Genomic DNA, 12,341 nt, shown 5'->3' with positions numbered 1-12,341 from the left:
TAAAAGAAGGTCTCAACCTATTGTCTGTTTCCATAATCCAAGAAGATCACTTTCATGTTGTCTGTGCATGCCTGCTTTTCTATCGGCGGATTCCGGACGGCCCTTTTCCCAATTCCATATATCTTCGAGAGTTTCTGATAGGGGACGGAATGTCAGTCCATTTTTGATTGCTTTATCGTTGTCGACAGCCAAAAACCCATTCAAAGGTTCCTTACCTCCTGGTAAAGGGAATTCTTCCGGTATCCATAAAGGCATTTCTCCCCACGGCTCTACTTTATTGTCATTTAAAAATTTTTCAGAGACCCATGTAAAGGCAGCATTACTTCTTGTTACCTTTTTGCAGTCTTCTAGTATTTGCCCCATAGTCAGTGTGTATTCTGGCCCAACGGCATTATACGTACCTGTCACGCCCTTTTCCATCATTTGGATGATCCATTGAGCCAAGTCCCTTGCATCGATAATTTGGATTGGACGTCCAGGGCGTCCAGGCGCTAAAACTTCTCCCCCTTCCGCTATTCTTTTAAGCCAGTACGGCAATCGGTCAGTGTAATCATATGGACCTACTATTTGCCCGGCACGAATTGACAAGACTTTCCCCGGCAGTTCTTTTTCAGCTGCTTTTTCGCTTAATGATTTTAACGGTCCATAATATTCACCGTATATCGGTCCAGCCGTTCCGCGGGTTATTTCTTCTGCTTTATCTTCATTTAGTGCATGAACCTCTCCACTTTCATCAATACCTGGTTCGGTTGGATCACTATAAACTGAGATGCTTGAAATATATGTATAATGTTTAACTTGATTAAGCAACCTGCAAGATTTTGATACAGTTCGAGGGATAAAGCCTGATGTATCAATGACTGCATCCCATTGTCTTCCTTTCAGCATTTCAAGATCACCGTCGCGATCCCCTTTTAATTGTTCTATTTCAGGGAAAACATAAGGGTCATTTCCACGATTAAAAAGTGTGACATCATGCCCCTTCTCTATTGCAGCTTTTGCTATATATCGGCCTAAAAACCGTGTACCGCCCAATATTAAAATGTTCATGGATCTCCTCCTCTTAACCGATATTCCATAAAGCATACGCAATACCCTCTCCTGAAATTAATAATACTTGCAACTTTTCTTTGGTTTTCCCTTCTCGGAAAAACTAAAGATATCCTAATCTTTTGAACTTTATTCTTTTTCGCTATAATGATATGGAAAGGGAGAAAGAAGGTGGAACCGATGCTTGAAAATCTTAAACAAAAATTCCCGAACGCTCTTACCAATAAAAAGGATACTGATGATATTTCTAATTATGTTTGGTTCGAAGACTTCAGAAGTATACTTGGTATTCCCCGTTCAGAAATCACAGCAGAAGAAATCCGTTTATTGGAACTGCTTTTTGTTCCTTCCATAAACCCAAATAACCTCAATGCACATCCAGGCTCATCATGGAAAAATTTTTTATCCGAACCGAATGCACCATTGCCTTTAACGAGCTGGGAGAATGTTCGATTCCTTCATTTCAAGTTGACTCATGCTGATTTTTCCAACTCCGATTTTGAAGGGGCCTTCCTCGCTTTCGTTCCATCTGACGCAGCTATTATTTGGGAAAATGAAACGGCAGGCGTCTTAATTGAACCGGACAAGGATGAACCATTATCAAATAAAGAACTGATCGCCATTACTTCCACACTTGAAAGTGACTTTTATGTAAAGACCCGTATGTTCACCGGGCGATTTCACCCTGTAGATCAAGACCTTCGTCATCACTGGACTCAGGAGAAAAAGTGTTTTGAAGTGGCACAGGTGCATCTGCCGGATATAAAAGTGACTGATTTGGCAGACATCATCCCATACTCATTAATAAATGATCCATCCTTTAAGAATGCAAATTGGTTTATCAATGAAATTCTTGGCAAGACCAAGCAGGATACTGAGCTTATCAAAACGGTTAAAACATATATCGAATGTAACTCCAATGCCACATATGCCGCCAAACAGCTTTATATACATCGGAACAGCTTACAATACCGAATCGATAGATTCTCTGAAAAAACTGGTCTCGATATTAGAAACTTCCGTCATGCCCTTACTGCATACTTGATACTTTTACTAAATGATTAATTTCCAATGTAAACACTTTTTTGTGCAATATGCCCATACTTTTTTCAAAACCTATAGCTTAGACTATAGCTAATTGGTACAAGTAATCTAAGAGTTTAAAAGGGGGATTTTTCATGGCAGAGTTAGTATTAGATCATATATTCAAGATTTATGATAAAAAGGTGACGGCTGTTAAAGACTTCAACCTTCGTGTTGCCGATAAGGAATTCATCGTTTTTGTGGGACCTTCAGGTTGCGGTAAATCAACGACATTAAGGATGATTGCCGGACTGGAAGACATTTCCCAAGGGGATTTATACATAGACGGCAAGCGAGTCAATGATGTCCCCCCTAAAGATCGCGATATTGCGATGGTTTTCCAGAACTATGCCTTATATCCTCATATGTCTGTATTTGACAATATGGCATTCGGATTAAAGCTCAGGAAAACGCCAAAAGCTGAAATCAAGCAAAGAGTAAATGAAGCGGCAAGGATTCTCGGACTTGAAGAGCTGCTAAACAGGAAACCTAAAGCGCTTTCAGGTGGTCAGCGCCAGCGTGTTGCACTTGGCCGTGCAATTGTAAGGGACGCAAAAGTTTTCTTGATGGATGAGCCATTATCCAATCTCGACGCAAAACTGCGGGTTCAAATGCGCGCGGAAATAGCTAAACTGCATAAACGGCTCGACACCACAACGATATATGTCACACATGACCAAACAGAGGCAATGACCATGGCGACACGTCTTGTTGTAATGAAAGATGGTATCATCCAACAGGTCGGTGCTCCAAAGGATGTTTATGAGAAACCAATAAACGTGTTTGTCGGCGGCTTTATCGGATCGCCTGCCATGAACTTCTTTACCGGAACATTAAAAGAAGGCACAATCAAAATAGGCGAACAAACGCTTGAAATACCTGAATTTAAGATGAAAATGCTACGTGATCAAGGATATGTCGGAAAAGATGTAATCCTTGGAATCCGTCCGGAAGATTTCCATAATGAAGGAGCTTATTTCACGGAGTCCCCTAACACTACATTCACGACCCAAATTGATGTAGCCGAACTCATGGGCGCGGAGATCATGCTCTACTCCACTTTAGAGGGGCAGGACTTCGTTGCAAGGGTCGATGCCAATAACATTATCCAGGCAGGCGAAAAGATCGAACTTGCCCTCGACATGAATAAAGCGCACTTTTTTGATAAAGGGACCGAACATCGCATTTTAGTTGAAGAAGATGAACAGATGCAGGAAAGCATGAAGTTATCTGCCAATTAAACATGAAAAGACCCATTCATTATGGGTCTTTTTACGTTTATTAAAATAAAGGGCGATTCATTCCTGGACCAATACCACTTCATCATGTCCGCATTCAGGGCATTTCATGAGATGGGGACATTGCCCTTTTTGAAGGGATTGAGGGTATCCGTCGTTTTCTTTAAGTATGTCGATATCCATATAAGCACTGTAATCATCAGCATAATCCATGAATTTCCCTTTATCCTCAAGTTCACTGCCGCATTCCGGGCAATCCACATGAATTTTTCTTAGACCGTTGCAAAGCGGGCATATAGACATTGTTTTTCCTCCTGTTCCAGATACTTATGATTTCAGTATTTGTCGATTCCAGTATTTTAACACATGGAAACACCCTCCCTAATGTTAGAGGGAGGGTGCTTCCAACCAATTATTTATTAACCATGTTAGCAGGATCGACCCATGCTTTGAATTCATCTTCCGTCAGGAACTCCAGTTTCAATGCCGCTTCTTTTAACGTGGAGTTGTCCTTGAAGGCAGTTTTGGCGATCTTGGCTGCTTTTTCATAACCGATATGCGGGTTCAATGCTGTTACCAGCATAAGGGAACGCTCTACATTTTCTTTGATCTTATCTTCATTTGCAGTGATGCCAACCGCACAATTATCGTTGAAGGAATGAATGCCTTCCGTCAATAATTTGACCGTTTGCAGGAAGTTATAGATGATGACTGGTTTGAATACATTCAATTCAAAGTTACCTTGGCTTGCTGCAAAGCCAATTGTAGCATCGTTACCCACGATTTGTGTCGCAATCATGGTAAGCGCTTCACTTTGGGTCGGATTGACTTTACCTGGCATGATGGAGCTGCCCGGCTCGTTTTCCGGAATGGCAATTTCTCCGATTCCGCTTCTCGGTCCACTTGCAAGCCATCTGACATCGTTCGCAATTTTCATTAAATCTGCCGCCAATGCTTTCAAAGCACCGTGTGCGTAGACGATTTCGTTATGGCTAGTCAATGCATGGAACTTATTATCAGATGTGACAAAAGGATATCCTGTATCCGCTGCAATTTGTTTGGCAGAAAGTCCCGGGAATTCTTTCTTTGTATTGATTCCGGTTCCTACAGCCGTTCCGCCTAGAGCAAGGTTCAATAGTTTTTGGCTGCTTTCCTCAATCATCGCCAAATCTTTATCGAGCATCGCTTTCCAACCGGAAATTTCTTGTCCTAATGTTAAGGGTGTAGCATCTTGAAGATGTGTCCGGCCGATTTTCACGACATCCCAAAATTCTTTTTCTTTTGTATTGAATGTATCACGAAGTGCTTTGATGGCAGGAACCAATTTTTCAGCGACTTCCATAAAGGCTGCAATATGCATGGCAGTCGGGAAAGTATCATTTGAGCTTTGTGCCTTGTTAACATCATCATTCGGGTGAAGGATTTCCGATTCACCATTTTCTTTTAACCATTCATTCCCTTTGTTAGCGACCACTTCATTCACATTCATATTACTTTGCGTACCGCTTCCCGTTTGCCAAACTACAAGCGGGAAATGTTCATCAAGCGTACCTTCAAGGATTTCGCCGCAAATCTTGACGATGGCGTTCTTTTTAACTTCGGAAAGATCGCCAAGATCATAGTTCACCTTTGCAGCAGCTTGTTTAACGTATGCAAATGCACGAACCAATTCTATCGGCATTTTTTCGTTACCGATTTTGAAATTGTTACGGCTTCTCTCAGTTTGTGCTCCCCAATATTTATCAGCAGGAACTTTCACTTCACCCATCGTATCACGTTCGATTCTGTATTCCATGTGTTCTCCTCCTAAGTTTGCACTATTCATTGAAGAATTTTTGCATATGAAATGAATAATGTCGGATTATTCTTTCTCTCCATACATTGTACAAACTTTATTATTTTAAAGCAAAAATATCCCGCTGACCCTTTCCATATTTCTGAAAAATCCTAGGCCATTCATATTTAGATGAAAATTTGGATATTCTTTTTTGACACATAAAGTGTAGGCACCGCTAGGCTTCAATTGACCTGGCCATGAACACCAACACATCATCATCCCCAAAATGTCCTTGACAGTGTTTTGTATATATAGTAAATTCAAAAGAAATTGAATAATCTAAACTCTTATCGAGAGAGGTAGAGGGAATGGCCCGATGACACCTCAGCAACCTTCATTTGTTTCAAACCAATGAAAAGGTGCTAATTCCACAAGTTTATGAACTTGGAAGATAAGAAGAATGACTCGTCCCTACTTAATCAAAGTCTTCTTCTTAAAGAAGACTTTTTTTTATTTTATTTAACTCAAAGGAGCAGTGAAAACCATGTATAAACCTGAAACATATCTTGCTCAATTAGGAAATCGCAGTGAAACGGCGACAGGAACAGTCAATCCGCCGGTATACTTTTCAACAGCTTTTCGCCACGAAGGAATCGGTCAATCGACGGGATTCGACTACACAAGGACAGGTAACCCTACCCGCCAGCTATTGGAGCGATCCATCGCCGATCTGGAAAAAGGAGACCAAGGCTATGCCTGCAGTTCAGGAATGGCCGCCATCTCCACTATACTCGCCCTTTTTAAATCCGGGGATGCGTGGATTGTCAGTGAAGATCTTTATGGCGGTACATATCGGCTGTTAGAACAAGGTTTTAAAAAATGGGGATTGCAGTGTGACTATGTAAACACTTGTTGTTTGGAGGATATCGAAAAAGCCATCACTCCTCACACGAAAGCCATCTTCATCGAAACTCCCACTAACCCTCTTATGCAGCAAACGGATATTAGCGCCGTTGCCGCATTGGCTAAACGATATAATTTATTGCTAATCGTTGATAACACTTTTTACACGCCTCTTATTCAACAACCAATCTTGCTTGGAGCTGATATTGTGATCCACAGTGCAACCAAGTATCTCGGTGGTCATAATGATGTGCTCGCCGGACTGATCGTTGCTAGCGGCGCTGAATTATGTGATGCACTTGCCTTCCATCATAATGGCACTGGAGCTGTCTTGAGCCCATTTGATTCATGGCTGTTGATGCGCGGAATGAAAACCCTGGCATTGCGGATGGAGCGTCATGAAAAGAATGCCAAGATACTTGTAGATTACTTATCGGAGCATGATTGTGTTACGGACGTATTGTATCCGGGCCGAGGCGGCATGATTTCTTTCCGCATCATTGATGAAGCGGCGGTCAACCCATTTTTACAATCGCTCTCATTAATTTCCTTTGCAGAAAGCCTGGGAGGGGTTGAAAGCTTCATCACCTATCCTGCCACACAAACACATGCCGATATACCGCTTGAGGTCAGAACGGCAAACGGTGTTTGTAATCGACTGCTCCGCTTCTCCGTTGGCATCGAGGATAGCGACGATTTGATTGGTGACTTGCAGCAAGCATTCGCACATGTAAAAAGGGAGGCACTACGATGACAGATCATGATTTTAGCTTTGAAACAAAATTACTTCATAATCAACATAAATTCGATCCGGCAACGGGCGGTGTGAGCGTCCCCATCCAGCATGCATCGACTTTCCATCAATCCAATATCGATCAATTCGGCAAATATGACTACAGCAGAAGCGGGAACCCAACCCGCGAGGCACTTGAAGACATCATTGCCGAACTTGAGGAAGGCACTCACGGCTTTGCCTTTTCATCAGGTATGGCTGCCATTTCAACAGCCTTCCTGCTATTGTCTGCCGGGGATCATATCGTCATTTCCGAAGATGTGTATGGCGGAACGTTCAGGATGGTCACAAGCGTTTTAAACCGTTTCAATATTGAGCACACCTTCGTTGACATGACGGACCTTGAAAGTGTCAAAGCGGCGGTTCAGCCAAATACCAGGGCCATATACATTGAAACGCCTTCAAATCCTTTACTTAAAGTGACCGATATTCAAGCTATATGTGATATCGCAAAAAAAGCCGGTGCCTTAAGTTTTGTTGATAATACATTCTTGACGCCCGCATTGCAAAAACCGCTGAATTTGGGCGCTGATGTTGTCCTTCATAGCGCGACGAAGTTTTTATCCGGACATAGTGATGTGGTAGCTGGGCTTGCGGTCGTGAAAGATCCGGATTTGGCGGCAAGACTCGGTTCGCTTCAAAACTCCTTTGGAGCGGTCCTTGGTGTTCAGGATGCCTGGCTCGTAATGAGAGGCTTGAAAACCTTGTCAGTTAGAATGGAACATTCACAAAAAGGGGCCGAAAAGATTGCAGCCTACTTAAAGGAGCAGCCCTTGGTGAAAAAAGTATATTATCCCGGCCTAGCCGATCATCCACAGCACGCCATCCAGAAAGGCCAGTCACTCGGAGCAGGGGCGGTCCTTTCATTTGAATTGGAAAGTGAGGAAATCTTCCGTTCCTTCGTGAACACTGTCGAGCTCCCTGTTTTTGCCGTAAGCCTAGGAGCGGTAGAATCCATATTATCCTACCCGGCCAAAATGTCCCATGCGGCCATGCCTGCTGATGAAAGGGAAAAGCGAGGCATTACGAATAGCTTGCTCCGCCTCTCTGTCGGACTGGAAAATCCGGACGATTTAATCAAGGACTTCGAAGCTGCCCTCGTCAATATTGCCAAAGGGGAAGCAATTGCTGCAAAATGATTAAAGTAGTGGGTGCCTCATATTTTATGGGCACCTTTTTTATTCCATCAATAAAAGAAGACCATCGATTTCCCGATGGCCTAACTCTCATTTCTTCATATTATATTTATCCAGGAAGCGATCGACCCGTCCGCCTTTTTCAGCAAACTTCTGCTTTCCTGTATAATAAGGGTGCGTATCCGAGCTGATTTCCACTTTTAATAAAGGATATGTTTGGCCGTCTTCCCAAACGATTGTTTCATTGGACGTCTTAGTGGAGCCTGTCAAAAATTTATACCCACTGTTGGTATCCATGAATACCACTTGTTGATAATCGGGATGAATTTCTTGTTTCACTATTATCACCTCATCGTCAGTATAGGTATATCTTAAACGTAATGATTACTATTATCAACCATTATGCTTGAAGGTACCAAAAGTCGGTACCTTCAATATAGTTTAATCTAGATGATCTACCCTTATTCCATTGTGTTCAGCCAGCCATGCCTTTATGCGGACCTGCCTGCAGTTCATACATTTGATAGTACTTCCCTTTCAGTTCCATTAATTCCTCATGTGTACCTTGCTCAGCAATCCGCCCTTTTTCTAGTACAAGAATTTGGTCGGCATTTTTTATCGTGGAAAGCCTATGTGCAATGATGAAGGTCGTTCTCCCTTTTTTCAGCACTTCCATACCCTCCTGGATAATTGCCTCGGTTTCGGTGTCGATGCTTGCTGTCGCTTCATCCAAGATCAATATGGCCGGATTGAATGCAAGGGCACGGGCAAAAGAGATTAGCTGACGCTGTCCGGAAGACAGCGTTCCGCCTTTTTCAATCACGGGCTCGTCAAGCCCTAAAGGAAGATGCTTCAGCACTTTGTCCCCCCCGACATCTCTTAATGCTGTTTCAACCATTTCCCTTGTGATGCCTTTATGATTGAGACTGATATTGGAGGCGATGGTGCCTGTAAATAAATAGGGGTCCTGAAGGACAATCCCCATATGCTCCCTAAGCGTCTGATGGGGGATATCCAATATATTTCTGCCATCGATTTTGATCTGACCTTCACTTCTGTCATAAAAGCGGAATAATAAATTCATTATGGAGCTTTTTCCTGAACCGGTGTGGCCAACTAAAGCCACCGTTTCCCCCTGCTTAGCGGAGAAGGAAATGTCCCTTAACACATATTCTTTATCCTTATAACCAAAAGAAACATTTTCGAATTGTACGTTTCCTTTGTATCTGGATATGTTTTCATCGCTGACTGCCAATCCCTTCTCATCCAATAAGCTGAACGTCCTCTCCCCTGCAACAAGCGCCTGTTCAAGATTAGCGAACTGATTGACGATTCCGTGAAGCGGATGTAGCAGGCGGCTGATCAAATCAACAATTGCATACATCATCCCTAAGGAAATGGCCGAACCCGCTGTAAGGGAAATCCCGCCGAAATACCAGACGAAGGCCATCAGCGCCAAAAGCTTAATGACGCCAATCAAGTTTCCACCCGTCAACGAATTCAAATGGAGCATTTTATTTTGATAGGAAAAATGCTCCCGGTTCAGATTTTCAAAAGATTGCTTCGTCTCCTTTTCACGTCCAAATGCCTGAATGATGCTCATACCAGAAATGGATTCATTAATCATTCCATTAATATCGCTGACCCGTTCCCGAATGATGTGATTATATTTCGAGGCGAATTTACGGTATACCATCGTCCAGATAACGATGATCGGAATAAGTAGAAGGCCAATGGTACCGACTCGTGGATCCAGAATAAACAAAGCAATTAGAACGCCGAAAATATTAATGGTACTCGAGAAGAAGTTGGCGAGCACGGTTACATATAATTCCCGGATCGCTTCCGTATCATTAGTGACCCTGGCTACAATTTTACCCGCTGGCATATTATCAAAATAACGTATCGGCAGACGGGAAATATGCCTAAAAATATCATTTCGCATCTTCTGTATGATTCGGTTCGCCGCTTTCTGTAAATAAAAACTCTGGCCATATTGAAAAATGGAGGAAAGGATGACAAGGCTAAAATAAAAAGCCACAAGCTTAATGATCCGCGGGATTTCCGGTTGATAAAATCCCATCACTTCCTGACTCGTCAATTTCACTGCTTGCGCACGTTGCTCTTTCCCGTCTTTCCTGATGATCAATGATTGGTTCTCCAAGGTTCTGCGCCCATCGATAGGGACAGCTTCATCTACGAAGACAAATTGATTGCCAACCTGCAGAACATGGACTTCCCTGCCTTTCTTCTCACCTTTTGAAAAGTAATCAGCCCGTTTATACCAATTTCCATCATACTTAACTGCATCTTTTCCTTTACCTGCTTCATGCCAGGAAGATTCGATGCCAAGTATATGTGAATCGATGATTTTCTTGGCAACGAAAGGACCCGTTAAATCGGCCGCTACCGAAAGAGCAAGCATGATCAGGGCGCCAATGATCAATTTTTTATAAAGGGCAGCATAATTAAAAAGTTTCTTTACGACCTTCATGCTTTCACCTCCGTTCCTTCGTCAACCTGCTGTCGTTCATATTGCTCCCTATACCAGCCATCATTCAGCAGTAAATCCGCATGAGTCCCCTCTTCGATGATCTTTCCGCTGTCCAATACGATAATCCTGTCCGCGTGCTGAACGGCTGATAAGCGGTGGGTTGTGATGATGGTCGTTTTCCCTGCCCGTTCATTTTGGATATTTTCGATGATTGTCGTTTCCGTTTTTGCATCGACAGCGGATAAGGAATCATCCAATATAAGGATTTCCGGATTTTTGATCAATGCCCTGGCAATCGAGATCCTCTGCTTTTGCCCACCAGACAGAGCGACACCCTTCTCACCGACGAGTGTCTCTAATCGGTTTGGCAGCATCATTAAATCCTTCTCAAAATCCGCAAGCCGGATGGCTTCAGCCAGTTCACCTTCCGTTGCATCCATTTTACCGAATAAGATATTTTCCCTAACAGTCTTCGAGAATAAAAAATGGTCCTGTGGAACATATCCGATCCATTTACGGATATCTTCAAGGTGCAGTTGCTCCAGCGGCATGCCTGCAAAAGCGATTTCACCTGTTCCTAAAGGATATTCCCGCAGCAATTGCTTCACGAATGTCGTTTTTCCACTACCTGTTTTCCCCACTATCCCCAATGTTTGACCGCGCTTAAGCTGAACGGAAATATCGGATAGATTCACAACCGTTGAGGACGGGTATGTAAAATGCACTGAATTGAATTGGATATTCCCCGGGTTCGTAATACTCTCCATCCCCATTGAATTCTTCACATCCGCTTCATACGAAAGGGTATCCTGAACACGGTCTAGCGAAGCATTTCCCCTTTGCATGACATTGATCAGTTCACCCACCGCGATCATCGGCCAGATTAACATGCCTAGGTACACATTGAACGAAACAAGTCCGCCAAGCGTTATGGCTTGTTGAAACACAAGATAAGCCCCATAGCCCAACCCGATTAAATAACTGATGCCAATGATAATGCTGATTGTCGGATCAAAGAGGGCGTCGATCCTTGCCACGGCTAGGTTTTTGCTATATACATCCTCGGTCATTTCCTCAAATCGCTTTTCATCTTCCCGTTCCTGGACATAGGCCCGGATAACACGGACACCGGAAATGGATTCCAGGACCTTGTCATTTAAAGTGCCAAAGGCTGCTTGTGCATCCGTAAAACGTTTGTAAATTTTCTTCACGTAAATTTGCATTAGCACTGCCATGATCGGAAGCGGCAGCACCGCCGCAATCGTCAACTGCCAGCTGATCGTGGCTCCCATCATGACCACTACCGTGATGGTGAACAGCACCGCGTCTACGAGGGTCAATATCCCGAAACCAGCTGTGAGGGATATGGCCTTTAAATCATTGGTTGCCCTTGCCATTAAATCTCCTGTACGGTTTTTTTCATAAAAACTTGGCGTCATTTTAAGCAAATGGCCCATAAACCCTGACCTTAGTTTCCGTTCGACCAAGTTTCCGCCGCCGAATAACAGATAACTCCATAAGTAACCAAATAGGTAACTGCCGATCAGTACCATGAGCAAATAAATAACGTATTTCATGACCCCTTCCTGCGTCATGCTGCCATTGTTCATATCATCGATGGCATTCCCGACAAGTTTTGGCGGGATAACCTCCAAGATATTCACTAGACATAGAAATAAAATCGCCAAGGTGTAACGCTGCCACTGTTCTTTAAAGAACCAGGACAGTTTTTTAAAAATCGCAAACATGAATTCCCCTCCCTTTTGGTCAAACCTTTCACTCGCTAACCGCTTTCTGGATCTCCCGGCTGCAATAAGATTTCAAATGTCTTTTGTCTCATTTATAGTTCCTCCTATCCTTTATATGG

Annotated in this window: 10 protein-coding genes and 1 riboswitch; of the genes, 4 read left to right on the top strand and 6 right to left on the bottom strand. The window is 43.1% G+C overall.

Annotation, left to right across the window (positions count from 1 at the left end):
* Positions 1 to 12: 12 nt before the first annotated feature.
* A complete protein-coding gene (locus tag ACJ9PY_RS05635) occupies positions 13 to 1,050 on the bottom strand; it encodes an NAD-dependent epimerase/dehydratase family protein (protein WP_369315903.1) in 1,038 nt (345 codons plus the stop codon).
* A gap of 180 nt (positions 1,051 to 1,230) precedes the next feature.
* On the opposite strand from ACJ9PY_RS05635, the gene ACJ9PY_RS05630 reads away from it, so the two are divergent.
* Complete coding sequence (locus ACJ9PY_RS05630) at positions 1,231 to 2,115, top strand: PucR family transcriptional regulator (RefSeq protein ID WP_057275772.1); 885 nt, start codon at positions 1,231 to 1,233, stop codon at positions 2,113 to 2,115.
* Between the two features lie 113 nt (positions 2,116 to 2,228).
* Positions 2,229 to 3,374 carry an ABC transporter ATP-binding protein gene (locus ACJ9PY_RS05625; protein WP_098185206.1) on the top strand — a complete coding sequence of 382 codons (1,146 nt, stop codon included), beginning with the start codon at positions 2,229 to 2,231 and terminating at the stop codon, positions 3,372 to 3,374.
* A 57-nt stretch (positions 3,375 to 3,431) separates the two neighbouring features.
* On the opposite strand, the gene ACJ9PY_RS05620 is transcribed toward ACJ9PY_RS05625, so the two are convergent.
* Together ACJ9PY_RS05620 and fumC are read right to left on the bottom strand one after the other, a co-directional pair.
* Entirely contained in the window at positions 3,432 to 3,674 is a 243-nt protein-coding gene (locus ACJ9PY_RS05620; protein WP_034314767.1) for a hypothetical protein, read from the bottom strand.
* Positions 3,675 to 3,783: 109 nt separating this feature from the next.
* Positions 3,784 to 5,166, bottom strand: coding sequence for a class II fumarate hydratase (gene fumC, locus ACJ9PY_RS05615; protein WP_411739628.1), 1,383 nt, complete (start codon positions 5,164 to 5,166; stop codon positions 3,784 to 3,786).
* Positions 5,167 to 5,492: 326 nt separating this feature from the next.
* Positions 5,493 to 5,606: riboswitch (SAM riboswitch) on the top strand.
* 86 nt (positions 5,607 to 5,692) lie between these two features.
* Here fumC and ACJ9PY_RS05610 point away from each other — a divergent pair.
* Positions 5,693 to 6,805, top strand: coding sequence for a methionine biosynthesis PLP-dependent protein (locus tag ACJ9PY_RS05610; protein WP_034314771.1), 1,113 nt, complete (start codon positions 5,693 to 5,695; stop codon positions 6,803 to 6,805).
* Entirely contained in the window at positions 6,802 to 7,983 is a 1,182-nt protein-coding gene (gene metC / locus ACJ9PY_RS05605; RefSeq protein ID WP_411739627.1) for a cystathionine beta-lyase, read from the top strand. Before ACJ9PY_RS05610 ends, metC begins: the two co-directional genes overlap by 4 nt.
* A gap of 87 nt (positions 7,984 to 8,070) precedes the next feature.
* On the opposite strand, the gene ACJ9PY_RS05600 is transcribed toward metC, so the two are convergent.
* The 3 genes from ACJ9PY_RS05600 to ACJ9PY_RS05590 form a co-directional block, all read right to left on the bottom strand.
* The gene (locus ACJ9PY_RS05600; protein WP_034314776.1) at positions 8,071 to 8,319 is read right to left on the bottom strand and encodes a type B 50S ribosomal protein L31; all 249 of its coding nucleotides are present in this window, start codon (positions 8,317 to 8,319) and stop codon (positions 8,071 to 8,073) included.
* 136 nt (positions 8,320 to 8,455) lie between these two features.
* Entirely contained in the window at positions 8,456 to 10,474 is a 2,019-nt protein-coding gene (locus tag ACJ9PY_RS05595) for an ABC transporter ATP-binding protein (RefSeq protein ID WP_411739626.1), read from the bottom strand.
* Complete coding sequence (locus tag ACJ9PY_RS05590; protein ID WP_411739625.1) at positions 10,471 to 12,222, bottom strand: ABC transporter ATP-binding protein; 1,752 nt, start codon at positions 12,220 to 12,222, stop codon at positions 10,471 to 10,473. Before ACJ9PY_RS05590 ends, ACJ9PY_RS05595 begins: the two co-directional genes overlap by 4 nt.
* Between the last annotated feature and the right edge of the window lie 119 nt (positions 12,223 to 12,341).

The sequence above is a fragment of the Peribacillus sp. S4 genome (assembly GCF_046715815.1).
GTDB classification, from domain to species: domain Bacteria; phylum Bacillota; class Bacilli; order Bacillales; family DSM-1321; genus Peribacillus; species Peribacillus frigoritolerans.
This window is presented reverse-complemented; position numbering and strand designations above follow the sequence as displayed.